Genomic DNA, 25432 nt, shown 5'->3' on the forward strand with positions numbered 1-25432 from the left:
GTTATTATGAAAACAAACACGACTGAGCCAACCGCTACAATTGAAGAAACTGCTAAATTAACCCAATTAGCCAGTTTTATTCAATACCGCAAGCAGCAAAAATCACAGCTAATCAATACAGAGATCAATAAAAATAGCCTAAGCAAAGAAAATCAAATTAACGACCAAAAAACAAAAGAAAAACCGAAAATCCTACAAATTTTTGACCAAATCAATGAACAACTGTCAGAAGGTCATACCGTGTATAAGATGACGGTCAACAATGAAGATGAAAAATCACTCATTGCAGCGTTGACGGACGATAACTGGGCAAGCGTAATAGAGGCGAAAGATGATGAGTTATACAACCATAACACCAATACACCTATCATTCTTCAAAAACTCGTCCAAACAGTTAATGGAATTGGTGAAACGCAAGTTAACTATATTATTTGGCTGCATCGGCAATGGTATGCAGAACAATCGTTAGCCAAGCAGTTGATGAAAATTGCCCATAGAAAAGTGGCGGCGTTTAATGGTATATCTTCATCAAGAGAAGTCGATAACGGTTTAGCGCCCAAACCCAATGCGATGCAGCAGCTCGCCATCGACAAATCAAGCCAACACGCGCTGAGTATTATTATCGGTGGGCCTGGTACTGGTAAAACTTTTACCGTGGCTAAGCTGGTAACCACGCTGCAAAAGGAGCACGAGCATAAAAGAAAACAGGACCCTAACTTACCACCTTTATCTATCACCTTGACTGCACCGACAGGGAAGGCAGCGAAGCGTATGCAAGAGTCATTACGTATAAGCTTGCAAAAAAGTTTGCAAGGTGAAGAAATCACTTTGGACAATGCAAAAACATTACATCGGCTGTTAGGTATTGGTAGTGATGGCATACCACGCTATCACGCCAAAAACCCATTACCCGATGATTTGATTATTGTAGATGAAGCGTCCATGTTAGGGCTTGAGCTTGCCAGTCAGTTGGTTGATGCTATCAAACCCACGGGTCGGCTGATTTTGTTGGGTGATGCAAACCAGCTGGCTGCGGTAGATGCGGGGTCGGTTCTATCAGATTTGTGCGCGGTGACGCGTTTGCAGCCTTATATCACGGAATTGACCGAGTCAAAACGCTTTGATTCAAATTCAGTTGTCGGTCAGTTTGCTCTCGCTATTCAGCAAAATTTGCCTGCACCTAAAAAATTAAAGTTAATTCATCAATTATTGCAAACCGTTGATTTACAATCAATTAAGTCATCTCAAAGTGAGAATCCACCAGACTTGGCTGGTAAAAAACAGCAAACAGCCAATATTCCTTTTTACCCAATTGATGCATCTTCGAGTCTGCCTGCTGTTTTCAACCAATTAGCGAAACCTTATCATCCATTTTTTGCGCTTATGCAGCAATGGTACAGCAAGCCTGTCAATATTTTTGAAGCGAATAATCGAAAAGGGCTGTTTGAGGTATTTGATAGGTATCGCATTCTGTGTGCAGGTCATCAAGGACAATTGGGCACCCAATCAATCAACCAACAGATGAGCCTGGCTTTTACCGAGTTTTCTAAAATCACTCGAACCAAAGCTTACTTTTATCACGGTTTACCGATTATCATCCAAAACAATGATTATCAGTTGGGGTTATTCAATGGCGATATTGCGATTTGTCTGTTGTACCAAGGGCAGTTATACGCGTGTTTTGCAGAAAAAGTGATACCCATTCAGCGATTAAGCCGTGAAAGTTGCGACTATGCGTATGCGATGACCATTCATAAGTCACAAGGCTCAGAATTTCACACGGTCGCCATTTGTATTGATAAAGCGCATACAAGGCTACTAAGCCAAGCGCTGATTTATACAGCGGTGACGCGCAGTAAATCCGCCTTATCCATATATAGCGCTAAAGAGAATTTTGAGTTAGCGGTGACGCAAAAAGCGGTGCGACAAACTGGGTTGCAACTACAATTTGATCATCTTAACAACACGCCATAAAAGATAGGTCATAAAAACCGACATCATAAAAAGATATCTTCTAAAAAAATACGCTATAAAAAAAGGTATCATGCGATACCTTTTTATTTATGACAAGCAGTTTTACACATTTTTTAACGCATAAATCCCTGGCATATGGCGTAGATACCCGTGATAGTCCATACCGCAGCCATACACATAGCGATCCGCCACATCGAGACCGACAAAATCAACTTTAAACTCTTGTACTTTTCGGTCATGGAGTTTATTGAGTAGCACACAAGTGCGGATAGATTTTGGATTTTCTTTTGCCAGCTCGTCCACCACCGCTTTTAGGGTAATGCCTTCATCAAAGATATCATCAATCAATAAAATATCTTCACCCGCCAAATCAATTTCAGGTTTGAATTTCCATTCAAGTTCATTGGTGCCTTGGTTGTTGCGATAGCGAGTCGCATGGATATAGTACATACGATGATAAAAAGTAAACTGGGTAAGCAATTGACCTGCTGGAATCAACCCGCCATTCATCACCACCATCACAATGGGGTTTTGACCTGCATAGTGCAGGTTGACACTGGCTGCCAAACGCTCGTAAGCACTACTCACTTCAAAACTACTGATAAGACATTCAGAATTGCGTAGCGCTTCTTCGATTTGCTGATTGCTAAGTTGATTCATGGTGGACCTATTAATTTAAAAAAATAAGTGGGCTATTGTAACGCAGTTTTATCTAATTGAATAATAACGGTTAGCAATACCTAATTGTTAAATATTAACGCTTGGTAATGTTTGGTAAAACGCTCCAGCGATTCTTGCGGCATTTGTGGGATTAAACGGTGTAGGGCAATGTCAATTACTTTGACGATGATGCCGTCAGTCACTGGAATTGCCGCACGTTTAAGCATATTTAAATTGAGCGTTTTGGTAAAATCGACCAAAAAATGCTGCAAACAGGCTCTGGTTAGTTCGCTAAATAACCGAATCAAATTTTGCTGCTCTTCAAGCCCATTACCTGCTTGGACGTTTTCTATAGTAGCCAGTAAACTTTTTGCTAGCTCGTCACTCAGCGGTACTGAGATACGACGTTCACCCGATTGGGTGTTTTTTAACACTTTTTGGTCAAAAAAATCAAAGCTAGGTAACACATCTTCATTTTTTGTAGGGCTTAATAGTGTGTTAATCAGTTTGTCGCTAGTTGCTTCAATGGTTTCTGCGGTTTTAATCAAATGCGCTTTTCGTTCTGAATCATCCGGTAGCGATTCGATTAATTTAATCAGTAGCGCATCCATCAGCTCTTTACTGGTCAACTGGGTGATTTTATCGCGATAAACGTCATAACGTTCGCTACTTTTGCTACCAATCAGCTCATACGCCTTATCAATGGTAGCGCTCAATTCTACGGAAGGGGTAAACCCAAAATAATAGCTCATAATATTTTTTCGTTATCCAATAATTTCTTCAGGGTAATCAATCACTACCCAGCCATTTTCTATCCAATCACAAATTATATCAGTTTCGACATCGGCTGCTTGCAAAATTTGCTCATCGACGGATTCGCCATTGGCGAGTCGAATGAGGAGTGATTGCGCGTTAGCGGGCATATCTTCCGAGTCAATGCCACAGCCATTAACATAAATTTTTGCTTGAGTTTTTGAGTCGGCTTCAGTTTGGGTAAATACAATACGGCTAGACATGTCTTGCATGATGACAGCACCCGCTGCTAAGGCGCTTTGTATTTCATCAATATCGGCATACGTATCAGGCAGCATCAGCTCATATTGACGTTTGCTTACCGTTTCGCTAATCGCTTGAGTCATTATTTCATCGCCAAGTTCAGAGTTTAGCAGCGCAATCAGCTGCGCTTTGATATCGTGAACGCTGGCTATCGACAGCTCGCCTGCAACTGCAGAAGGTTGGTTGATTTTGAGGGGAATGGCTAAATCATCAAAATGGGTAGCCACATCTGCCAAACTATCTAGCAGTTGTAATGGGGTAGGTCGCCTAAATCCAAAGGAAAAAGTCAAACAGTCCTCAACGGCAACCCCATAATGGGAGAGATTGGTCGGCACATACAGCACATCGCCTGGCTCAAGTACCTCATCAAATATCAGCTCGCCCATCTCATTCATCAAACGAATCGGTTGACCTGCTTCAAATTGGGTTGTTTGGTCGCAATACTTGCCCAATTGCCAACGACGTTTGCCATACCCTTGTGCCAAAAAGACATCGTAATTATCATAATGTTTGCCAACGCTGCCACCTGAGGGCGCATACGACACCATGATGTCATCACGTTGCCACTGCGGAATAAAATCAAACGCATGCCATAGGTTGCCAAGTGCTGGCGACCATTGTTCCATATTTTGCACCAGCACCGTCCAATGTTTTGGCAGTTTTTGAAAATCTTTGGCGGTAAGAGGACTGGTTTTAAGTGACCATTGCTGGTTATTTTCGCTGATGAGTCGGGCAGTGGCGTCTTCATCTTGGGCAAGACCGATGATATCGTCTGGCTCAAACATACCAACCAATTGCGGCAAGCCCTGTTTGATTAGCAGTGGCTTTTTTTGCCAGTACTCGCTTAAAAATTGTTCGGGGCTGATATCGCTAGGCAAACAAAAGTGCTGGGTCATATTTTTTCGTTCAGTGGGGATATGTAACGCGCATTATAGCAAAGGCAGTCTATCAAAACCCCATAATAAAATTTTTTTCACCAAAGTGTAAAACAAGCGTAAAAATATGAAACATATTGAACTGAAAAGTTTCATATTTTTTGTTGTATTGGTTATAGCGCTCGTATATAGTCAATACTTCACAAGGAAGTACTCACAGAGAAGTTAGACGAGCAATATTTGATTGACTCGTTGGTTATACCACAACAAAGGAATGTTCTATGACAGCTATTTTAAATCAGCACGAAAACTACCTACAAGCAGACCAAGCTTATGGTTTTCCCTTGCTTATCAAAAATTTATTGTCTCGCGCCAAAGTGGTTTCTGGCAACAAAAAAATCCATTATGCCGACAAAACCAGTTACACCTATCATGAGTTTTTCAAACGTGTCAATCGCTTAGCCAATGTCTTAAAAGGCTTAAACCTACAAAAAGGCGATGTGGTTGCAGTCATGGATTGGGATACACACCGTTATTTGGAATGTTATTTTGCCATTCCGATGTGTGGCTATATCTTGCAAACCGTCAATGTGCGTTTGTCAGAAGACAAAGTGCTATATACCATCAATCATGCCAAACCAAAAGCACTACTGCTAAATTCAGAATTTTCACCGATGATCAAAAGCCATACCCAAGATGCGCCATCGGTCGAGCATGTGATTTGGTTGGATGATAACAACACGCCAATGGCCCCATACGCCCAAGGCGAATACGAAACCATGCTAGCGCAAGCCAGCGATGAGTACGAGTTTGAAGATTTTGATGAAAACACCATTGCCACAACCTTCTATACCAGCGGCACAACAGGCAACCCCAAAGGCGTATTTTTTAGCCATCGTCAAATCGTCATGCATACGCTCGTCGTTGCCGTTGCCAATGCACTTAATATCGAAGGTCAAGGGCTGCGCTACTCAGATGTCTATATGCCAATGACGCCTATGTTCCATGTCCATGCTTGGGGTTTCCCTTTTGTCGCAACCATGCTAGGACTGGAGCAAATCTATCCGGGTCGCTATGTGCCTTCTACTATGGTTGACTTGGTAAAAAAACACAATGTCACCACCACGCATGGCGTACCAACGATTTTGCAAATGCTACTGGGTGAAATCAACAGCCGCCAAGAAAAATTCAACGGCTTAAAAATGGTCATCGGCGGCTCTAAGCTTAATCAAGGGCTTGCCAAAATGGCTGTAGCCAGCGGCATCGAAGTTTGTACCGGCTATGGCATGTCAGAGACTTGTCCTATTATCAGCATTGTCAACTTTGATGAAACATTCCAAGACATGAGCGAAGAACAACAAATTGAGCATCGCTGCTTGTCTGGCTCGCCGGTGCCATTGGTCGATTTGCAAATCTGGCACAATGGCAAACGTATGCCAAACGATGGCACATCCACAGGCGAAATCGTGGTACGTTCACCTTGGTTGACGCAAAGTTACTACAAAAATCAGGACGCAGGCAACGAGCTGTGGGAGGGCGGTTATCTGCACACCCAAGACATCGGTTGGATGGACGCAAAAGGCAATGTCAAAATCACCGACCGACTAAAAGATGTCATCAAATCGGGGGGCGAATGGATATCTTCGCTTGAAGTAGAAACCATCATGTCATTACACCCAAGCGTTGCCGACATTGCTGTGATTGCGATTCCTGATGCGCGCTGGGGTGAGCGTCCGATGGCGTTGATTGTGCTCAAACCCGATTATCAAGACACCAAAGCTGAAGACATCATCGCGATTGCGCAACAAACGTATGAGCGCGGTCATTTGCCAAAATACGGTATTCCGCAGGATGTGAAATTTATCACGGAATTACCAAAAACCAGCGTAGGTAAAATTGATAAAAAAGTCATCCGCGATCAATATGCCCAAGGGTTATTTGCTTAGACTGTCACTTAATCACAATAAATTAAAAAGCAAAGTAAAAAACAGAGTAAAAAAGGTAGAATTTTTTCTACCTTTTTTATCAAGCCAGCAATCCATCAAACCAGTAAGCGCTGATTGACCTTTGCCATCGATAACGGATACTGTCGGGCTTTGGCAATATCGCGTGCCACGATATTGACCTCATTGACATCAATTTTGTGCCAGTTGGGACGCTTGCAAGCAGATTTTTCTATCAAATTGGCATCAACTAGCGCATCCATGACTTTATCTGCCACATCTAGGGTAGAATTGGCTTTCACATTTTCTGCCACCGCATAACGCAGATTGGCAAACACCTGCAAATCTGCGACGCGCACGGTAATATCATCACTCGGTACTTGCTGCCCACCATATAACGCATTATCTCCCGCTTGTGCAGTTCGAAAACTTGGCACAAATTCACTGACATAATCTATGGCGTTTTGGGTACGCTGTTTTAGGGCGTTTGGTTCCCAGCCGTTTTCAATATAATTTAGGTATTGTGGATTAATGGGCGGTTGGCTGCTTTGTTGTGTGGCTTTGGTCAAACCATCATTAAATAAGGTGATGTTTTCGGTCATGCCATGCAGCTGAAAAAACCCATCAGGATAAGGGGTGAACTGCGCCATGCCATTGGGCGTGCCACGCTCACCATGAAAAATAATCTCAGGCAAACGCCCCTTATAATCACGCCATTCACTGATATAAGAAGCTTTAAATTCAACCATGCGCTTGATATGCACGCCTGCTTTGTCATCAATGATACCGGTTCTAAACCCGCAAGCATTGACCACAAAATCAGCATAGATACGCTGTAGCTCACCATGTTCATCGGTAAATGACACTTGCCAGCCATCCATATGACGTTTTAAATCATCAACTTGGGCATTTAGATGTACTTGAGCGCTTTGTAGGCGCTGCAATTGTAAAAAAGCACTGGCAGAGAGTCTAAAAATATTCCAGCCAAATTCTTGCACCGCAATGATTGGGTATTGCAGTTTTTCCAAATCCATTACTTTAAGAGCTGCCACAACCCACTCATCCGTGGTGCTCGGAATCTCTTTAGCTTCTAATTGAATTAGCTGTTGAATTTGCTGCTTGTCATATACTCGGTAATAATCTTGTGCTTTGCCCAACACTTGGTTGCTAGGGTCAGCATCAACCAAGGATTGATAGTAAGCCGTTAACATATCAAGACGTGGCAGTAATTCAGTGGCGGTATTGTTATCGCGTTTTGGCACTGTGATGAGGGTGGGGCGCACATCAATACTCTCTGGATATAACTTGGCAATATCAATACATTGGCGCATCAACATGCGGCAATCTTCATCACTGATTTCACGGTACAAATTGCCACCTGCATGCAGATGACACATGGGCGGGGCGTTGATAAGGCTGGCATTTTTTTCAATCAAATGCACATGAATGCCCGCCATCGCCAGCCGTATAGCTATCGTAGAACCTGCTGAACCACCACCAATAACTGCTACAGTCGGTGATTGCGTACTTGAATTAACGTACATAATTTTGCCCTTATGCGTTGCCCAAAGTGAAGAAATAAATTGTAGCGGAAAATAATCTAGTTACTGTGACATTTATGCAGTCATTGTCGCTTTTGTTGTTAATGAATTTTACCTAATAGTATATATTAAAATAAGTAGTATTTTTTATACTTTTTAGTATAAAAATATATTGAAAATTCTAATTTTATCAGTTAAAGTTAATTTAGCTTAAAAAGCTGACCTGTATTTTATCCAACAATCATAATTAAATAAGGAAAATAAATATGTTAAAACAAGCCTTCTTAGCAGCGGCGATTTCTACCACGTTATTAGCCGGTTGTGCAACCACGCCAACCCATACCGCTCATGCACCGATGCACACGGCTAACATTGTTGATGTGGCAAAATCAAATCCAGATTTTTCATTATTAGTTGAAGCGGTGGTAGCCGCAGGTTTAGCCGACACCGTCGCGACTACGAAAAACATCACCGTATTTGCGCCGACCAATGCTGCGTTTGCCAATCTACTTGCTGAGCTTGGTATAACCAAAGCGCAATTGTTTGCAAACAAACCGCTATTGCAATCTGTGTTAACTTATCATGTGCTGCCAGCCACAGTAATGGCAAAAGATGTCAAGCCAGGGATGGTTAAAACCTTACAAGGTCAAAACATCATGGTGACTTCAAATGGTAAATTACAAGATGCCAATGGACGTGTTGCCAACATTGTCACCACAGATATCAAAGCGAGCAATGGTGTGGTACATGTAATTGACCGTGTCATTTTGCCAAAAAGATAAGTTATCATAGATAAAGTTATCCGCCATAAATTGTTGTCTTTAAGCATAATTATCTTTAGCTATAGTTGCCAACAATTTATTGGTCTGATGGCATAGCGGTGATACGATTCATCGCTATTTTTTTAACTTTCAAAAATCGTATAGAGCGGGTAAAACTATGAAACGGATTGCCATTATCGGCGCAGGATTGGCAGGGTTAACTTGTGGTAAAGTGTTGCAACAAGCAGGGCACGACGTAGTGATTTTTGAAAAATCCCGTGGCATCGGTGGACGACTAGCAACGCGCCGTGCCGAACCATTTTATTTTGATCATGGTGTTGCCGCGTTTACTGCCAGTGACGACGATTTTCAAGGTTTTGTCAATCAATTACTCACTGAAGGGGTGATTGCAGTATGGGCAGTTGACCAAGCTACCCCCGATAATTCCTTTGTATCTACTGTATCTACCAAACCACACTCCGTGCCCAGAGTGTCTGGCTGTTATTCTGACTACTATGTGGGCATACCCGCCATGAATGCCATTGGTAAACATCTCGCCCGTGGCTTAACTGTGCAGCGTAATACTAGGGTAGGGTCTATCATTGACCATCATCCGATTTTTAATAGTTGGGAATTGTTAACTGACAAGGGTGAAACATTGGGTCAATTTGATTGGATTATTTCGGCGATGCCTGTAGAACAAGCAAAAAGCTTTGCTCAAACATCGCTACATACCAAAGTGTTGAATAAATATGCGCTTATGCCCTGTAGTGTGCTGATGCTGGGATTTGATAGACCGCTGGCTTTAGCCTATGAGTATGCCAAAATCGAGAGTGAGGATATCGATAAAATTATCGTCAATAGTGCAAAACCCCATCGAAAAGGCGGTTATAGCCTTGTGGTTCATAGTACCCCAGCATGGACGAATAGACATATTGAGGAAGATAAAACTGCCTGTATCAGCCATTTGACACAAGCGGCGAGTCAACTATTGGGTATCGATTTATCGACTGCAGCACACAAAGACATACACCACTGGCGCTATGCCACAGGCGAAGCGGTTAACTCCCAATCAGGTGACCACCAGTTAGGCTATCTACTAGATAGCGAGCAAAACATCGGTGTTTGTGGGGACTGGCTACTTAAGGGTGATGTCGAGTCTGCCTACTTAAGCGGTCAAAAACTGGCAAAAGCGATGATTGAATTACTAAAAAGCGAGTAGCGTATGCAACATATCGCCATATTTGGTGCTTCTGGCGCGATTGGAAAGGCATTTTGTAATTGTTTAGCTATCGCCTATCCAAATGCCACCATTCATGCCATTGCCAGAAAACCCCCGGCATTTAGCCACCCTCATATCGTCCCTCATCAGCTTGATTTTGATGATGAGCTGGCTATCGCCGGGCTTATCAAAGCGATAAGTAGCACTCAAGCATTGGACGGTGTCATTGTGACGATTGGGTTATTACATGAGTCTAAAATCGAGGCTCAACCCATCGCGCCTGAAAAATCGCTGCGAGATATCACAGCCGATCAGCTGCACCAATATTTCCACATCAATGCAGTATTACCGATGATGATTGCCAAATACGCCTTGCCCGCCTTAAACAAATCCTCACAGTCGCTATTTGCCGTATTGTCGGCACGGGTAGGGAGTATTTCAGATAATCGCTTGGGCGGGTGGTATGGTTACCGGATGGCAAAAGCAAGTTTACATATGGGCATTAAAAATTTAAGCATCGAACTGCAACGAAAAAACCCCAACGCGATTATTGTTGCTTTGCACCCCGGCACGGTAGACAGTGAGTTATCCAAACCATTTCAAAAAAATGTAGCAGAAGGCAAGTTATTTACCGCAGCGTTTTCCGCGCAAAGTTTACTTAAGGTTTTGCATCAGCTCACACCCAAAGATTCGGGGAAAATTTGGGCTTGGGACGGCAAAGAAATTTTGCCTTAAATCTGCCTTAAATCAGTCTTAAAATTGTGCCTTAGCCTTGTATTAGGGTGGTAGCTTCGTACCTAGCGTAAGCCTAATCCATCAACCAGTTTTTGTAGATGATGCCCACAATCACGCAAGTTAATCCTGTGACAAAGCCGCCCCAAATGAAATCAACCAGTGCCGCAGTTTTGTCATAACCTTTAAGTAATGCTAAGCTTGTGAAATCATATGTCCCATATGCCATCAGCCCAATGACCACCCCATATCCTGCCAATACCGTTAATGACGCGTTAGCTTTTAGCTGCGGGTAGATGACCACCACGCAAAGCGCAAAAACATAAAATAGATAGAACACGCCTGCTGCGGTCATGTTGGGTGATTCACTGAGTAAATGTCCAATGCGCGGGGCATAAAAGCGTTGAGTCATGGTTTTAAGCCATACGGCATCAATGCCCAAAAATACCACGACGGCGATCAGATATACCCACAGATAGTTTAATGGTGCCATTGCTAAATCCTTGTGTCTTGTTATTAATTGTCCTGAACCCTTTGCCGCGCAAATTGGGTTAACGGTATTGGGCTTTTTCAAGGCGTACTTGCACCACGCCAATGGTTTTTTCCAAAAATCCGGCTTCACAGTACGCAAAATAAAAATGCCACAAACGCATAAATGCATCGTCATAGCCGAGTGCCTTGAGCTGCGGTAGCGCCTGCATAAAATTATAGCGCCAATCAATCAAGGTACGCGCATAATCATAGCCATAATCAACCAATGACGTTACTTGCATATCGGTATGGTCACGCGCTTGGCTAAGAATTTCACTGTTAGACAATAAACACCCGCCTGGGAAAACATGGGTTTGGATAAAATCCACCGCGTGCAAATATTTTTGATAACCTCGGTCATTAAAGGTAATTGCTTGTAATACCATCAGCCCATTATCTTTGAGCAGTCGATTACACTGGGCAAAAAAATCTGGCAGATATTCATGACCGACCGCTTCAATCATCTCAATACTGACCAGCTTGTCATACTTGCCGGTAAGCTCACGATAGTCTTGCTTTAGCAGGGTGATTTTATCGGTTAGATTGGCATCGGCAATGCGGTGTTTGGCTTCTTCATACTGCGCGTCTGAGATAGTGGTGGTGGTGACACGGCAGCCATACTGAGTGGCAGCATAAATAGCAAACCCACCCCAGCCCGTACCGATTTCAATGACATGATCGTCAGCTGTTAACTCAGCCAATTCACAAATTTTTGCCAACTTGTGGGTTTGTGCGGCCGCCAAACTTGATGAGGGTGTCGGATAAATTGCCGATGAATACATCATGCGCTCATCCAAAAATAATGCATACATCGCATTACCAATATCATAATGGGCTAAAATATTGGATTTTGCGTTGCGTTTATCATTATGCCGATTGCGGTGTTGGCGGTGTTCCCAGCGTTTGGTCACATTGGCAAATTTGGCTTCGATGGTATTGATGAGGGTCAAATTGCGGGCAATCAAGCGTAAAAATGCTGTTAAATCATCGGCTTGCCATAAGCCATCAATATAATCATCAGCAAACGCAATCGAACCGCCTGTTAATAGGTGTTGATACACCTTTGGTGAATGGATGGTGAGTGTCACTGCCAAAGGATGATTGCCAATTTGTTCCCCGAGCGTTCGTTGCGTATCGCTCACTGGCGACTGTGTTACATGCTCAGTATTCATCACGCTAACACCGAAGGTTTTATGAGTCGCTACCTTAGTCGCCACCTTAGTTGCTACATTGTCAGACTGACTAAAGGTTTCAATCACGGTTAGATGACCCTGTTTGAGCTTTGATAGCAATAAAAATATTATTTGCCGCGCCGCTTTTGCCGCACTTTGTTGAACGGGCGTGAGCAGATGGTCAACAATTGGGTAGGGTAGGTAATCCGTAAGGGAGCGCCGCTTGGCTAAATCGGATTGACGGCGTTTCACCAAGGTCTCCTTACCATTTGATGGGTGATTTGATGGGTGAGAGGTTGCAGTATTTTTAGCCTCTAAAGAAGACGGTGTCATAGTCAATTCCCATAAAAAATTTCAGTAAACTATTGGGGTAAACGTTGGTTATAAGCTTGATAAGGTACACGTTTTAGCACGTATAATTTAAAAGCCTGCCGGTAAATTCGCAGTAGTGATGTGGCACTCATCCAAGGTCGGCGCTTAATTGCCGTTATCACCGAAGCCTCGTCCAATTGAACGCCTTTAAGACTCACGCCTGCATTAAACACTTTGCCACGGCTATCTGTCAGCCCAATATCAATCACAACATCAAAGCCATTTTGCTCGGGATTGTCGTTTGCCGATGCATAGCGTTTAGGGTGAATCTCAACACGCCAATGATATTGCTGATTGATGGGGTTAAAAGGCGATACATGAAAACCTTTGTCATGTTGGTACAAGGTCTTTTCACCTGTGAGTAAAAAACCATAGTAATGGCGTTTGTTCCAAGGGGTGTTAGAGACTTCTGCCAAAAAATGGCTTGGCTGGTGGTTCTCATCAAAGCCAATATAAAAATTAACCGGGCTAAAATACCAACCCATATTACGCAACACGACCAAAGCCACCACCTCGCCAGTCGGCTGACTGCCAGTCAATTGCTGCCAAGTTTGTTGGGCTTTGACCAATAAACTAGCCGATGGCGCAGGTTTTCCTACTGACGCGGTTAGACGGTTGTCTAAAGAGGCGTCTAATCGATTGATAGCAAAATAATCTGCTTGATGGAATTGATAAAGCGCCCAATGGTGTTGTGATAGCAGAGGGATCTTCAATGATTGTTGCAGCGATTTTTTCAGCCATTTGGGTAACCATTTGGGCAACCATATTGGCACATGACTAGCGACCATATTAACCTTAGGTAATGGATTGTCCGCTAGCTGGGTTAAATTGACCGCCCAAAACCGATAGGGGTAATGAAATTCATGACGGGTAGGGATTTGTCTGGCATGCCAAGTCACACCTTGCAGGATTTGATGGGCAAATGTCATGATGATTTACCTTTGATGGGTGTTGCACAAACCATCATGCGCTAGGTTTTGGCAAAACGCATGGTTGGTTGTGGCGGTTACTTGCCGTCGCTGCACCACCGAGCGTTTTTTATCAGCATGGATCGGTAACTTTGATACAGTAAATTTTGCCGACGGTTTGCTGGGCTTATTGCTGGGCTTAGACAGCCGTTTTATTTGCGCAGCGGTTGAGGCAGCTGTGGTATTGGTAGTGAGCAAAATGTCGATATCCACCCCCAAACTTTGGCATACCCGCAAGCCACTTTTCACCCCGTCTTCATGAAACCCATTAAACCAATAAGCACCACAAAAATGGGTATGCCGTTTCGCTGAAATTTCATGCCAGCGTTTTTGGGCATTGGTCATTTTGTTGTCATATATAGGGTGGCGATAATCCACACGTTTGATGACATGCGCCTCATTAATCGGCGTATTAAGCGTCACCAAATAGTTATGTTTTGCCGTCAATCGCTCAAGGATATTCATGTGATACGTCAATATAGGTTTTTGGTCAGCCACACGCGCGGTGGGTTTATCTATCGCGTAATTCCAACTTGCCCAAGCCAGTGGTTTTTTGGGTAGAACTTGGGTGTCAGTATGCAAAACTGCTTCGTTATCTGTATACTCAAAAGCCGCTAAAATAGCCGATTCTGTCTCAGTGATGTCAGCTAGTAGACGTCTTGCTACATCGGCATGGCAAGCAAATACAACGTCATCAAACACTTGGGTCTGACACTTACCTTGATGAATAAATTCAATGCTAACGCCATCCTTGCCACGCGTGACCGATTGCACTGGGGTATTAATATACAAGGTTGTACCTGCTGCAGCGAGCTGAGTGATTAAGGCATTGACGTATTGTTTCGAGCCGCCCACCAAGGTAAACCACTGTGGGCGATTGACCACATCTAGCAGCCCATGATTATCAAAAAATTGGGCAAAAAAGAGTAGGGGAAAACGCTTGGCGTCATCCATTCCCATCGACCATATCGCAGATACCATCGGCACCAAGTAGTTGGTTTTAAACAAATCGCCATAGTCATGACTGTCCAAATAATCCCCGAGTGTTTGCTGACTTAGAGTCGCTTGCTGCATTTTATCGGCTTGGCGAAAATTCGCTAATAGTGATTTGATCTCGCGATTAAAGCGTAAAATCTGCTGAACAAATTGCCAAAATCGAGGGCTTAGCACATGGCGACGCTGAGAAAACAGACTGTTTAAAGTGTGACCATTGTATTCAAAATTAATATAAGTATTTTTAACCGAAAAACTCATTTCAGCTTTTTGAAACGGCACATTGAGTTCATCAAGCAAGCGAATAAAATTGGGGTAAGTACGCTCATTAAATACAATAAACCCTGTATCGATGGCGACTTTTTCGGTTGATGGTCTAAACGGATTTTTAAAAGCTGAGCGCTCGGAAACAGTGACATCCAGCGTATTGACATGCCCGCCTATATAATCATTGCTTTCAAATACCGTCACTGCATGACTGTCCTTGAGATAATACGCACACGTTAGCCCTGATACACCACTGCCAATAATGGCAATCTTTGGTGTGGTAATATTTGGCTTAGTAGGCTTGGCTACTATAGGATTAGCCACTACAGGTTTGGGGACTGTGTAATTAGAGTGCGGGGATTTTTTTGTAAACACTGCCATGTGCGGACATACCTTTAAAGCCAAGTCAAATAATTAACAAGTCAAATGATTAAGTCGTATGAGAAAGTTTTGAACCCACAAAATGCCATACTGCGTCAGGTAACTGCGCCAATAGCTTTAAGGGCTGTACCAATGTCTGCGGAAATTCAATGACATTATCATCATTGGCAATCCCTTGCTGAATGGCTTGGCTGGCTTGCTGTACAGTTTGCAAAAAAGGCATTGGAAAGTCGTTCTGCAGCGTCATCGGCGTTTTGACAAAGCCCGGTACAACCAAAGCCACTTTGACCTCATAAGGTTGCAGGCTCATTTGCAAGGTTTTGCTCAGATAATGGATTGCCGATTTTGAGCTACCATACCCCTCTGCACGCACAAAGGGCACCAAAGCTGAAGCCGAGCCGACGGTGACAATTTTGCCTTTAGTTGCCTTGAGGGCGGGTAGTAGTGCTTCAATGGCATGCACTAACGAGCCGTAATTTGCGTTCATCACCCTCATGATAGACCGCGAATCAAAGTTTGGCATGTCAATGTATTCGCAAACACCTGCTGCCGCAATGAATAAATCCAGCGTTTTAATGTCGCTAAAAGCTTGCATCACGGCATCATACTCGGTTAAGTCAAGCTGAATCGTTTTTGCTCCCATCGTTGCCAATGTGTGCAAAACATCGCTGTTTCGACCCACGGTATACACCTCATGCCCTTGGCTTAGATAATCCATCGCCAACTGTAAACCGATGCCTGAGGTTGCACCTGTAATGACGATGGATAATGGCTTTGAGGAATGGGGGCTGGGCATCATAGCGACTCAATATAACAACTCAATACAAAATTTTGACAACGGCTTATCGCATACTATAAAAGAGTAGCCGATGGTTGGCAATAGTTTTTATACTATTTAGTATAAAAATATAATTATTGGTATATAATCAAATAATAAGTATCATAAAAACATTTGTAGTATAATATTAGCTAATTTTTAACCTCATAAATATTAGAAACCTTAAAAACATTAGAAACTTGTGATGAAAAAGTTAACGTTTAAACAGCGAATGATGCTAGAGCGTGAGTCGCTGATTATTGAAACAGTCAACCATTTGTTAGCCACCAAAGGCTATGACGCGATGACCGTCGATGAGATTGCTGATACGGTGGGCATTGCCAAGGCGTCATTGTATCGACATTTTCCCAGTAAAGAAGCGCTAGGCATGGCGGCGCTAGTTGATATCATGAACAAAGCGCTTGAGGTCATCAATCAGCTAAACGCGACCGACCAAACAGCCATCGATAAGCTAAAAGCGCTGACACAGTGGGCGATGCGACTAAAACTGGCGCAAAAAATGCCGAATTTGCCGAGTGAAAACTCCCAGCTGCGCGAGCTGCTAATCGCCAATGACGATTACACCAACAACTTGGTCATGTTGTCAGATAGCATCGGTGAATGGATTGAGCAAGCGCAAGCAGAGGGCAAGTTGCAAAGCAACATACCAGGACTGGCAATTTTATATACCTTATATGCCAGAGCTTGTGACCCTGTACTGGGGTTTTTACGCTCGTCGCAGCTGTATGACGATGATGAGATTATCGCTATCGTGACCCGCACGTGTTTTGAAGGGCTAACCTAGATTAAGCTAACGCAGACAACTAAAAATAGACAGCTAAAAACAGACAGCTAAAAACCCAAGACAGTGTAGAAAAAAGTAGAAAAGTATGAGTAATTTTGTGATTCATCGTGAGCATGGCATCAGTAAAGCCCAAGCCTTTGAGATAACCGAAGATTGGATTGTCTCAGCAGAAAAAGACTATAAAATGCATTGCGATGTAGTGCGCAGTGATGAGCAAATACGCGTCAATTTTTCTCGTGCCGGTGTGACAGGTATGTTAACAGTGGATGATGAGGTATTTGATATGCAAGCAAAGCTTGGTTTTTTATTCAAAAGTTTTTTGCCGCTGATAGAAAAGACGGTAAATCAAAATCTTGATAACGCATTGCAAGCTGTAAAAGACCGTTAGCAGACACAGTGAGCTTTGAGTGGCAGTTAGCGTTTAGTTTGAGTTATTTTATTTAACATAATATACATTATGCGAAATAAAAGCTATCGGCGTCAAAAATGGGATGTATAGTACTGTGATTAATTTAATGATGAAATGACAATTACCAGCAAAATCATTTGCATTTATCAATCAATAATGAGTAGTATGCTCACTCAATTATTTATTTATCATTTGTTTGTTTATCATTAAAATCGCCAAGGATTTATCATGATTGGATTTATTGCCCGTCACAGTACGATTTTTATGCCATTGTTTGGTGTGATTGGATTTATATTTCCTGACTTGTCGCATTTTGTCCTTGGGCTGCTGCCGCAGATTTTATTTTTCTTGATGTTTTTTACCTTGTTGGGCATTGACCAAACCCAGCTGATTAGACGCATGACGACCCAATATGTTTGGGGATTTGCCATCTTCCAAAGTGCGCTGATGAGCTTAGCCATGACCTTGATTGCTTATTTGCTAGGTGTCCGTGGTGATTTGTTGTTGGCTATCGCGGGTCTGTCAGCCACCGCACCGCTATTTGGTACGGGCGCTATTGTGAATGCAGTGGGTTTTGATGCACTATTAGCCATGGCAAAAACCATCACAGCCACGTTGGTGATGCCTGTTAGCTTACTGGTGATATTGTGGTTGCTTGGCAGCAAGGACGCCCATTTAGACTTTGTACTGTATATTAAGCGGTTATTAATTTACATTATCGCCCCCATGATTCTGGCGGTCGCAGCACGCCAATACATTCCCCGTGATACGCTCAATACTTATTATCCAAAAATTGCTAAGTTTAACATTATTCTACTGATGATGTTTCCGCTTGGATTGATGTCGGGCTTTAGACATACCTTTGACACCAATCCCATGCAGGCGTTAAGCTTGTTTGGTTTGGGCACTGCTTTATCATTAGTATTTTACTTTTCTGCCTATTTTTTATACCGCCGCTTTGGCTATGAAAACGCCATTATCTCTGCGCTGGCGTGCGGTGGCCGCAATGTGTTATTGGCGTATACCATCACCACGCCGTTTATGGGTGCGATGTTTTTACCGCTGATTGGCGCGTACCAATTGCCTTCGTTTTGCTTGCCGTTATTGGGTAAAAAAATGGTCAAATGGCATACTATCGACAGCCAAGCCAGCTTAAAATAATGCAGATGTTCGATTTATTCGTATGCTAACGTTTCAACTCAATCTACTGCCACAGTTATCAGCACAAGCCTTATATAATATTTTTAAGGCGCGCTGTGAGGTGTTTGTTGTAGAGCAACATTGCGCTTATCCAGACATTGATGATACCGACTTGGTGTGTTGGCATTTACAGGGTTTTATTAATAATAATCTGGTGTGTTATGCGCGGATTATCCCACCTGATTATCATTATTTGGGTTATGTGGCGATTGGTCGCGTGTTAACGGTTGGCGATTTTCGCGGTCACCATTATGGGCATGATTTGATGCAAAAAGCCATTGAAATTTGCCAGCAATACTACCCTAGCCAGCCGATTTTTATCGCCGCTCAAACTTATCTGATCCACTTTTATCAAGCGCTCGGCTTTTGTATGCAAGGTGACTGTTACCTTGAAGACGGCATTGAGCATGTCAATATGATATTGGAAGTCAAACATGATGCATAACCGTGCTGATTATCGGCTATATTTGGTCACAGATCGCAATTGCCTGCAACAGCAAACGCTTGAACAAGCCGTTGAACAAGCGATATTGGGCGGCGTGACATTGGTGCAGCTTCGAGAAAAAGCGATTGCTAGCAAAGCGTTCTATGAGCGCGCGCTGCGTATCAAAGCGATTTGCCACCGCTATAACGTACCATTACTCATAAACGATCGTGTCGATATCGCCTTAGCAGTTGAGGCAGATGGGGTGCATATCGGTCAAAGTGATTTGCCGTGTCGCGTGGTTCGGCAAATTTTAGGCAAGGATAAAATCATTGGGGTTTCCGCGCGCACCGCCCAGCAAGCCATCCAAGCGCAAGCAGACGGCGCAGATTATTTGGGCGTTGGCGCGATGTTTGCCACATCCACCAAACAAGATGCCCAAACAGTTACCATAGCGAGCTTAACGCAAATACGACAAGCGGTAACGCTTCCGATTGTCGCCATTGGTGGTATCAATCACACCACCCTGCCCGCCTTACAACAATCCCTGCAAGCTGCCGACACGTCCACTGGTGATGTGATTGACGGCGTGGCAGTCGTTTCTGCAATTTTGGGGCAAAAAGATGTCAAACTTGCCAGTGAACAGCTTAAAGAAATGATAAAAATTAAATAAATCAATCAGTTAGAATTTTTTATCAGCCGTAGCTGGCTATCAAAACGCCTTGCTTGCTGGGTGATGGGGTCAATAAAGTCGATGGATTTTGCCAACAGTTGCAAAGGCTTCGTAAAATCGCTACTGCCTTGGGTCTTGACAGTATTAACAGTGGGATAAAAATTGTCATTTAACAGCGGCATACCTAAATTTGCCATATGCACCCGCAATTGGTGTTTTTTGCCCGTCACCGGGGTTAATCGGTATAAGCTAAACGCCCCGTTATTTTCAATTAATTCAATCATAGTGTGCGCATTGGGCTCACCTTCGACCGTCTTGGTCAAAAAAAACGGCTCACCACTCTCAAGTCTGGAATGGATGTGAAAGGGATAACATAAATCGCTGCGAGTCGGTGCTATGGCGTGGTAAGTTTTGTGTATGTGTCTATCGGCAAACAGCGCATGATAGCAAGCGCGACTACTTGGATTAACCGATAATAACATCACGCCTGCCGTGTCCTTATCCAACCGATGCAAGGGTGAGATATCATTTACCGCTAACTGCTGTAAATCTGGATGATTTCTTAATTTGGCTAGTAGGGTTTGGCTGACATAGTGACCTGACGGTGTGACGGGTAAAAAATGCGGTTTATCGACCACCAGTAAATGTTCATCCAAATGAATAATGCTGGGCTCAAATGGAATGATAGGCTCATTCTCAACCTGCCTATAGTACAAGATGGTTTGCCCTGCCAAATAGGGCGAATCGTGTTTGAGCGGCTCGCCACGCTCAAGGCTAATTAAACCGCTGTCAAACCGTCGTTGCCAGTTTGCCAAACTAATATGAGAAAAATGCGCTGCCAAATAATCGATAAGCCGCCCACCCATATACAACTTATCATGGGGTAAATATAACTTACTGGGTTTCATGCCACGCTGTATCATGTTAAATCTATCATTTTTAAAAACCACTTTATCGATGCTGTTTTATTTTACGCCCATTTATTGGGCTAACAACAACTGCACGGTTATCGCATGATTAATGCTTAGCACATCATTGGGCAGCAAAACATCATGTCGGTTGATGGGTTGACCGTTTCGGGTAATGCTGATGTTGGGATCAATCTCATCAATCAGCAGCTGTCCTTGAGATTCGACAATCGCAAAATACACGCCACTGGCAAGCTTTAGGTCATTGGCGGCAAATAGACGTAAGGCATGCGCGATTTGCGCCTCGCGACTGGCAAACACAATCGGAAACTCGCGTACTTTTTGTTGGCGCTCCCCTAGCCCATCCACAGATTTTATGGTCAAAACAATCTGCTGTAGATTTTGGTTCAACTGCGGCAGTTTGCTTTGCGCTTGGCGTGGCGCAGTACTAGCAGTACTAAAAGCGGGCGGGCTTGCTACGATATGATGATTTGAGTTTGGCTGTGCCTGATTCTGAGTAATGAATTTAACACCCAGTTTAATCTCATTGCTAAATACCTCACCTTTTTGCAAACGTGCGATATCCGTTGGCGTGGCTTGCACTTTGGCTTTTAACCCAAATTGCGCTTCGTCGGACAAGCTTACCCCAATTGTGGCAAGCTTGGGTTTTAACACCTCATAGCCGTAAGATACCAAATCAATGGCATCATGCGGGGTATTGGTGGATTTATGGGCATGATTAAAACTGCTAAATAACTGCTCTACCATCGCGGTTGTCAGTCCATCATTAGATTTTAAGGTGATTTGAGTAATCACTTGGGATTTATTTACCCATTGTTTCGCCGCTGCCATAATCGCATCGGTCAATAAATCTTGATACGGCTTGGCGGATTTTTGGATGTTTGGCAACACAGTTACCATCGGCTTGGGCGCAGCTGTTGGCGGTTGTACCCTCGTAGGTTGTGGCTTATGTGGTGTAGGCTCGGTATTGACCAGCGGCGACTGCATCGGCGCAACTGCAGGCACTGGATTGGGGTTTGAAGGCGGTGTTGTTGGTTGCACAGGTATTTGATAAGCTTGATCAGGCTGCGGTTGTGGCGAAACAGGCTGGGTTGGGTACTGCGGCGATACAGGTATCGGTGCTACAGGCGCTGGTTGCGCGATAGGTTCAGGTAAGGTAATTGGGGCGCGTTCAGGGTAGTGTCCTGTGGCAGATTTTTCTTCGGCAAATCGTGGCATCAGTCGCCCTAACACACTTCTATATAGACTGGGGTTCTCGTCTTCATCATTTAGCGCATAGCCGTCAAGCCGTTGAATCAGCAAAATGACCGAATTATCTGCTTCGCTGACTGTGTCATCGTCATCCGCTGTTTGGGCGGCATGGGTTTTAATCGGCAATATATGAATATCAGGCATGGTGTATTTGAGCGATTGGGTAAAGTGTCGGTAGCTTTCTGCCATTTTCTTATTGGCAGTGATATCAAAACTCGTCGGCACGGACAGCTGAACGCTCACCCGTTGTAAGTCATCAATGGCGGTGGTGTATAGGCTAAAGAAATTTTCCATTTCATCAAACACATCGCTTGGGTGTTTGTCGTCAATGATAAACCGGTGGTTGGTGGTGATGTAAGCCATAATTTACTCTTAATGGTGAAATTTTTTATTAATGGGTTTGCGTTTTTTTAACAGCTTGCGTAGTATCAGTCACTGGACTAGCCACTGAATCAGCCAGTGGCTTGGCGCTGGCAGGACGGCTAATCGCTGAGCTTTGATACATCTGTTTGGCTAATATCATGCCTGCCTGTACCGCTCGGTTAATGCCATCACGAGGGTCATCGACCAAGCCGTTTTTAGTCCAGTTACGTTCGACCAATACCGCTACCGCTTTATCCCATTTGCCATTTTTATCTTTTAGTCCATAGACAAACCATTTATACGGACGAGCATAACACGCCACCGATGGCTGAGTTTTGCCTGCGCGAATGTCCGCATTGTTACACAGATTTGCCACCATACTGACGGTGACATTGGGGGTATAAAAGCTGCGACCGTTTTGTGTGGTTGGATAGTTAAAGCCGGGTGTGCCTGTTTTGCCCACCATCACGCCCTGTGTCCATGCACAGCTGCCAATCGCTTGGTTACAGGCAGTGAAACCTGTGCCATTGCCGCCGCCCAGCCCTGTGCCTGCTAGCAACGTACCTGATAATAAATTGAGCGCACCGCGGGCCTCAGATTGATTGATGCCCAGTGGCATGGCGCCGAGTTGGCTGGTAGCGGTGGTCAATGTCTCCTGACTTTGGGCATCGCCTCGCCAGGCTTTAGGACGCAGTGGAATTTGACTGACGCCCCACAAATCCTCAATCAAATGCACGCCACGACGCTGGGTCGCGCCATTATCGGCAATCAGCAGATTGGTAAACATATCCGACACACCCAGTACCGAGGTTTTGGCATTACCTGCGCCAAACACTTGGTTCATGCTGGCATTGAGCATATCGCCCCCTTGACGACACGCCCCGTTCATACGTCCACCATTGGCTTTGACACAGCTTGCCACTTGGCTTTCGGTAAATTGTAATTGCTTGGTGGTGTAATCTTGCTTGCCATCGGTGAGCAGTACACCTGAAAAATAGCGGCTTTGTAGCATCGGGTCGCTATTATAGGCTTTACCAAACAATAAATCTTTAAATCCGCAATTCACTCCCCCTTTATCGGCACAATTCACACTCCAGCCCATGTCATCACTGGCTTTTTTAAAGGCGGGCATACCCGGGCAAACGCCTTGTCGGTCACGTTGCAATGACATCGCACTGGTCGTGCGTTGACAATATAAAAAGTTCGCCACTTTTTCGGTAGATGAGCTTGCTATCACTTGTTTGAGATATTGCGCTTCAGAGGTTTGCATATTTTTAAACCGTGGATTGGCGCGTACCAGTGCCAATGCTTGTACGGTTTTAACGGTCGAACCTGGGTATACGGTTTGGTATAACGCATGGTTCATGAGATTTTGCTTGCTCCAGTCTTTTTTCCACAGTATCGGGCAACCTGTGGGCTTAATCGTGGTATCGCCATTATCGGCACGGTAGCAGTTGGAGTCAGCGCTGGCAAGGGCAAGCACGCCTTGGGTTTTGACGTCAATCACCGCGATACCGATACTGCGTACCAAGGCGTTCTCATACATGCCATTGGCGACGTTTTGCAACGCAGGCGATAGCACGTTATTACAGTCCGCGCCATTGGGGTTATTGGTGACACAATCCGCTACTTGTTGGGCGGTTGTTTGTACAGCGGGATCCAAGGTTAACGCCATGTTGTAGCCGATTTTGATATCCGAGCCATCGACATTGATACTATTGATTGGCGGTGCCGTGAGTTTTTGCCACCAGCTGCGTTGATCATTTTTTTGTTGGTAGCTTTGATAAGCATCCAATAACTGGCGGTCAAAATGGCTGGCGTGAATGTTGGACAATTCGCTATACATCAACCCTAGATTGGTCGGCAAAGCAACCTCAGTTTTGCTGGTGGAGGCAATCCGTTTCTTCGGGTCTTGCGTGGGTTTGTCTTGTAGGGTTTGCAACACGCCATTGGCTTGGTTTTGAATATCGTTTTTGGTTTTATTAAAAGCATTATTTGGGTCAGATGCTGGTGCATTGGGTAAAGTCGCCGCCCCTGTCAATGGTTTGACCGCCAAGGACTTGACCGACATCGGAATCAATCTAGGGTTGTTACAAAGCTGGGTTAATGAGTCAACGTCACCTGTGTCAGTCATGGTATTGCCACGACTATCGACATACAGATAGCCTGTTTGATTGTCCGCCGTTTTGGCGGTTTTGATGTATACACAGCCCGGTAGCCCATACCAAGGGTTGGTTTGGGTGAGCCAATTGGTTGGCATATGTGCGACATTGGGGTCGTTTTGATTGCGGCGATTGGGCTGTTGTTCTCGCCATTGTAGTTGCAACAACCGCTCTGGGTTGGCAAGCGTTTTTAGCGCAAAGGCTAACGCGTCTTCGTTGATATGTTGCTCACAGGCTTGTTGCCAAAGGCTGGCAGTTTGCAGTTGGTATTGGTTGGCTAGACGTTTTTGCTGATACAAGCTGAGCAGACTTTGATTAACTCGGTTGATACTGTCGGTAAAACGGGCTTGGTTTTTGGGCTGCATTAAGTCGCACGTTTTGGCAGGCGTGGCGTTGACCGAAGTTGATAGATTAGCGTTTGCACTTTGGGTATTAGTATTTTGGCTGTTGGCTTGGTTGACCACATCCGCCATACCCAGATTATCGACGACAAGTGACACGGCGTTTTCATTCGCCTCTGCATTGTACGTGGTATTTGAGGCGGTTAAGGGCGAGAGATACCAGGCCAGCCAGCCGATAAGGCCGACAACAAACACCACCAAAATTACTTGTAAGTTGGTCAAAATGGTTTTGTAAAGCGCTTGAGAAACCCGAAAACTGGCAACTTTACCGTCGTTTTTGATTTTTTTGTTACTATTTTTTGTTTCACTTGCTTGCGTATTGTCGGAGGTATTGGCAGGCGTGGCTGTTTCTTCAATCTCTGTGGTTGAATCAGTGACATTATTATCTTGTGGTAAGATGTTAGAATCTATTTTTTGAACAGTTTCTAACTTGCCACTGTTCATAGTTTCTTGACTGTTTTCGTCTTTCGGGGTTTGGTTTTCGGTCATTTTGAACCTTTAATTTTTGCAAGCCTTACTAAAATTTGACGTTTCTACAATTGGATAAGTT

General features: G+C 44.0%; 22 protein-coding genes. 10 read left to right on the plus strand and 12 right to left on the minus strand.

Features of this window, described 5'->3' with window-relative positions; genetic code table 11:
- The first annotated feature begins 6 nt into the window (after positions 1 to 6).
- Positions 7 to 1974, plus strand: a complete 1968-nt coding sequence (gene recD, locus RTS10_RS00045; RefSeq protein ID WP_312538642.1) for an exodeoxyribonuclease V subunit alpha — start codon at positions 7 to 9, stop codon at positions 1972 to 1974.
- Positions 1975 to 2076: 102 nt separating this feature from the next.
- Here the strand turns inward: recD and RTS10_RS00050 are convergent, their stop codons facing one another.
- From RTS10_RS00050 to RTS10_RS00060, 3 genes are all read right to left on the minus strand, one after another.
- Complete coding sequence (locus RTS10_RS00050; protein WP_007115322.1) at positions 2077 to 2634, minus strand: hypoxanthine-guanine phosphoribosyltransferase; 558 nt, start codon at positions 2632 to 2634, stop codon at positions 2077 to 2079.
- Between the two features lie 80 nt (positions 2635 to 2714).
- Complete coding sequence (locus RTS10_RS00055) at positions 2715 to 3386, minus strand: hypothetical protein (RefSeq protein ID WP_312538644.1); 672 nt, start codon at positions 3384 to 3386, stop codon at positions 2715 to 2717.
- A gap of 12 nt (positions 3387 to 3398) precedes the next feature.
- Positions 3399 to 4586 carry a JmjC domain-containing protein gene (locus RTS10_RS00060; protein WP_312538645.1) on the minus strand — a complete coding sequence of 396 codons (1188 nt, stop codon included), beginning with the start codon at positions 4584 to 4586 and terminating at the stop codon, positions 3399 to 3401.
- A 260-nt stretch (positions 4587 to 4846) separates the two neighbouring features.
- Here RTS10_RS00060 and RTS10_RS00065 point away from each other — a divergent pair, with 260 nt between their 5' ends.
- Positions 4847 to 6511, plus strand: coding sequence for a fatty acid--CoA ligase (locus RTS10_RS00065; protein WP_312538647.1), 1665 nt, complete (start codon positions 4847 to 4849; stop codon positions 6509 to 6511).
- A gap of 95 nt (positions 6512 to 6606) precedes the next feature.
- Here RTS10_RS00065 and RTS10_RS00070 read toward each other — a convergent pair whose 3' ends face one another.
- Positions 6607 to 8052, minus strand: coding sequence for an FAD-dependent oxidoreductase (locus RTS10_RS00070; RefSeq protein ID WP_312538648.1), 1446 nt, complete (start codon positions 8050 to 8052; stop codon positions 6607 to 6609).
- A gap of 263 nt (positions 8053 to 8315) precedes the next feature.
- Between RTS10_RS00070 and RTS10_RS00075 the strand changes: the two genes are divergently transcribed.
- The 3 genes from RTS10_RS00075 (at position 8316) to RTS10_RS00085 (ending at position 10767) form a co-directional block, all read left to right on the plus strand.
- Positions 8316 to 8831, plus strand: a complete 516-nt coding sequence (locus tag RTS10_RS00075; protein WP_159374747.1) for a fasciclin domain-containing protein — start codon at positions 8316 to 8318, stop codon at positions 8829 to 8831.
- A 157-nt stretch (positions 8832 to 8988) separates the two neighbouring features.
- Positions 8989 to 10032: an NAD(P)/FAD-dependent oxidoreductase gene (locus tag RTS10_RS00080; RefSeq protein ID WP_312538651.1), complete on the plus strand. Its 1044-nt coding sequence runs from the start codon at positions 8989 to 8991 to the stop codon at positions 10030 to 10032.
- Positions 10033 to 10035: 3 nt separating this feature from the next.
- Complete coding sequence (locus RTS10_RS00085; protein ID WP_312538653.1) at positions 10036 to 10767, plus strand: SDR family NAD(P)-dependent oxidoreductase; 732 nt, start codon at positions 10036 to 10038, stop codon at positions 10765 to 10767.
- Between the two features lie 73 nt (positions 10768 to 10840).
- Here RTS10_RS00085 and RTS10_RS00090 read toward each other — a convergent pair whose 3' ends face one another.
- Genes RTS10_RS00090 through RTS10_RS00110 form a run of 5 tightly spaced genes read right to left on the minus strand, consistent with a single transcriptional unit; the run spans position 10841 to position 16247 of the window.
- Positions 10841 to 11257, minus strand: coding sequence for a DUF2177 family protein (locus tag RTS10_RS00090; RefSeq protein WP_312538654.1), 417 nt, complete (start codon positions 11255 to 11257; stop codon positions 10841 to 10843).
- Positions 11258 to 11315: 58 nt separating this feature from the next.
- Entirely contained in the window at positions 11316 to 12800 is a 1485-nt protein-coding gene (locus RTS10_RS00095) for a class I SAM-dependent methyltransferase (RefSeq protein ID WP_312538655.1), read from the minus strand.
- A 29-nt stretch (positions 12801 to 12829) separates the two neighbouring features.
- Positions 12830 to 13768, minus strand: a complete 939-nt coding sequence (locus RTS10_RS00100; protein ID WP_312538656.1) for a DUF1365 domain-containing protein — start codon at positions 13766 to 13768, stop codon at positions 12830 to 12832.
- Between the two features lie 6 nt (positions 13769 to 13774).
- The gene (locus RTS10_RS00105) at positions 13775 to 15448 is read right to left on the minus strand and encodes an NAD(P)/FAD-dependent oxidoreductase (protein WP_312538657.1); all 1674 of its coding nucleotides are present in this window, start codon (positions 15446 to 15448) and stop codon (positions 13775 to 13777) included.
- 49 nt (positions 15449 to 15497) lie between these two features.
- On the minus strand, positions 15498 to 16247 hold the full coding sequence (locus RTS10_RS00110; RefSeq protein ID WP_312538658.1) for an SDR family NAD(P)-dependent oxidoreductase: 750 nt from the start codon (positions 16245 to 16247) through the stop codon (positions 15498 to 15500).
- Between the two features lie 223 nt (positions 16248 to 16470).
- Between RTS10_RS00110 and RTS10_RS00115 the strand changes: the two genes are divergently transcribed.
- The 5 genes from RTS10_RS00115 to thiE all read left to right on the plus strand — a co-directional run bounded on the left by RTS10_RS00115 (position 16471) and on the right by thiE (position 19776).
- Positions 16471 to 17070, plus strand: a complete 600-nt coding sequence (locus RTS10_RS00115; protein ID WP_065252693.1) for a TetR/AcrR family transcriptional regulator — start codon at positions 16471 to 16473, stop codon at positions 17068 to 17070.
- Positions 17071 to 17155: 85 nt separating this feature from the next.
- Positions 17156 to 17458, plus strand: a complete 303-nt coding sequence (locus RTS10_RS00120) for a polyhydroxyalkanoic acid system family protein (protein WP_065252692.1) — start codon at positions 17156 to 17158, stop codon at positions 17456 to 17458.
- 249 nt (positions 17459 to 17707) lie between these two features.
- Positions 17708 to 18640, plus strand: coding sequence for a lantibiotic ABC transporter permease (locus RTS10_RS00125; protein ID WP_096488939.1), 933 nt, complete (start codon positions 17708 to 17710; stop codon positions 18638 to 18640).
- A 22-nt stretch (positions 18641 to 18662) separates the two neighbouring features.
- Positions 18663 to 19124 (plus strand): GNAT family N-acetyltransferase, encoded by a 462-nt coding sequence (locus RTS10_RS00130; protein ID WP_312385447.1) that lies wholly within the window; start codon positions 18663 to 18665, stop codon positions 19122 to 19124.
- Complete coding sequence (thiE, locus tag RTS10_RS00135) at positions 19114 to 19776, plus strand: thiamine phosphate synthase (protein WP_312385449.1); 663 nt, start codon at positions 19114 to 19116, stop codon at positions 19774 to 19776. The genes RTS10_RS00130 and thiE overlap by 11 nt, the downstream gene beginning before the upstream one ends.
- Positions 19777 to 19781: 5 nt before the next feature.
- On the opposite strand, the gene RTS10_RS00140 is transcribed toward thiE, so the two are convergent.
- From RTS10_RS00140 to RTS10_RS00150, 3 genes are read right to left on the minus strand one after another with little or no spacing between them, the layout of a single operon-like run.
- On the minus strand, positions 19782 to 20699 hold the full coding sequence (locus tag RTS10_RS00140; RefSeq protein ID WP_219331283.1) for a pseudouridine synthase: 918 nt from the start codon (positions 20697 to 20699) through the stop codon (positions 19782 to 19784).
- A gap of 57 nt (positions 20700 to 20756) precedes the next feature.
- Positions 20757 to 22319 carry a hypothetical protein gene (locus RTS10_RS00145; protein WP_312538661.1) on the minus strand — a complete coding sequence of 521 codons (1563 nt, stop codon included), beginning with the start codon at positions 22317 to 22319 and terminating at the stop codon, positions 20757 to 20759.
- A 28-nt stretch (positions 22320 to 22347) separates the two neighbouring features.
- Positions 22348 to 25371 (minus strand): penicillin-binding transpeptidase domain-containing protein, encoded by a 3024-nt coding sequence (locus RTS10_RS00150; RefSeq protein ID WP_312538662.1) that lies wholly within the window; start codon positions 25369 to 25371, stop codon positions 22348 to 22350.
- Between the last annotated feature and the right edge of the window lie 61 nt (positions 25372 to 25432).

The sequence above is a fragment of the Moraxella sp. CTOTU47616 genome (assembly GCF_032017465.1).
GTDB lineage: Bacteria > Pseudomonadota > Gammaproteobacteria > Pseudomonadales > Moraxellaceae > Faucicola > Faucicola tetraodonis.